The sequence below is a fragment of the Methylobacterium sp. WL18 genome (genome assembly GCF_008040015.1).
Classification (GTDB): Bacteria; Pseudomonadota; Alphaproteobacteria; order Rhizobiales; family Beijerinckiaceae; genus Methylobacterium; species Methylobacterium mesophilicum.
In genome coordinates this window covers 1-1254 of sequence record NZ_VRVD01000966.1, presented here as the reverse complement: position 1 = coordinate 1254, position 1254 = coordinate 1, and the positions used below count along the sequence as shown (strand labels likewise).

Below are 1254 nucleotides of genomic sequence, written 5' to 3'. Positions count from 1 at the left end.
CCCCGGTCCTGGCGGCGGCGCCGCGCAAGCCGGTCTATGTCGACGCCAACGCCGTCAGCCCGGACACGGTCGGGCGCATCGCCGCGATCGTCGCCGGCGCGGGCGCGCCCTTCCTCGACGGGGCGATCCTGGGCCTGCCGCCGAAGCCCGGCAGCACGGGGCCCCGCGTCTACGTCTCCGGGGACGATACCGCCCCGGCGATGGCCCTGCGCGCGTTGGGGCTGGACCTGCGCGTCTGCCCCGGGCCCGTCGGCGCGGCCTCCAGCCTCAAGATGAGCTATGCCGGCCTCAACAAGGGCCTGACGGCGCTCGCCGCCCTCATGGTCCTGGCCGCCGAGCGGGCCGGGGCCGGTACGGCTCTTCTCGAAGAGCTCGCCGAGAACGAGCCGGCGCTGCTGGCCCGGTTCGCCAAGGCCCTGCCCGACATGGCGCCGAAGGCCTATCGCTGGGCGCCCGAGATGGGTGAGATCGCCGACTTCCTCGGGCCGGACGCGGCCGGGCGGCAGGTGTTTTCGGGTTTTGCCGATCTGTACGCGCGCCTGGCCGCGGGGTCGGACGACGCCGAGATCGCCGCGCTGATGCGCTTCGCCGCGGCCGCTGCGGCGCGCTGATCGCCGCGGGGGGCGCCGAATCGGCCGTCGCTCTGTTGCCGGCTCGGCTGCCACCCTCTACACGAGCGGTCTCCCGCGGCCGATGCGCCTGAAGGTTTCGCGAGCCCGCTCGGGCCTGCATGGTAGCGGGGCCGGCAGTGACGGGGTGGTTCGGACCAGTTCTCTGGACCAATCCTGTGAGGCTCAGTGGGCCGAGTCGCTGCAGGAGTGTCGGGAGCGCGGGGAACAGGAACCGCGGGCTCGGCGCAAGGCCCACAAAGATTTCCGTTCGCTACCGGCGCGGACAGGCGCCCGCGGCGGCGTCCAGGCCCCCCGATCCGGCGCCCTGCCCCGATCCGGGACGATGCAACGCCAGGCGGTTGCAGCTTCGTTCACGCTCCCGCGCGATGATGCGATGGGGCCGGGATCCGGTCCGGCGTAACCGCGTTCTTTCGGGCCTGACCACCATGCGAGCCCTGCTCACCGGCGGCATCAAGGCGATCCTCGGGATCGCCGCTCTCTCCACCGCCGCCCATTGGACCTTGCGCGTGCAGCGCGAATCCACCCCCGCGAGTCCGATCGCGGCCTTTGCCAGCATGCCCGATCCAGCCGCGACCGGCTCGATCGAGCCGGTCGCGGCTGGATCGGGCATGCTGGCAAAGGC

General features: G+C 73.0%; 1 protein-coding gene and 1 pseudogene. Both read left to right on the top strand.

Features of this window, described 5'->3' with window-relative positions; genetic code table 11:
- Positions 1 to 611: DUF1932 domain-containing protein (locus FV228_RS30145; protein ID WP_147857777.1), on the top strand; the 611-nt coding region annotated here is incomplete at its 5' end.
- Between the two features lie 446 nt (positions 612 to 1057).
- Positions 1058 to 1254, top strand: a pseudogene (locus FV228_RS30140) (hypothetical protein); the annotation flags it as partial.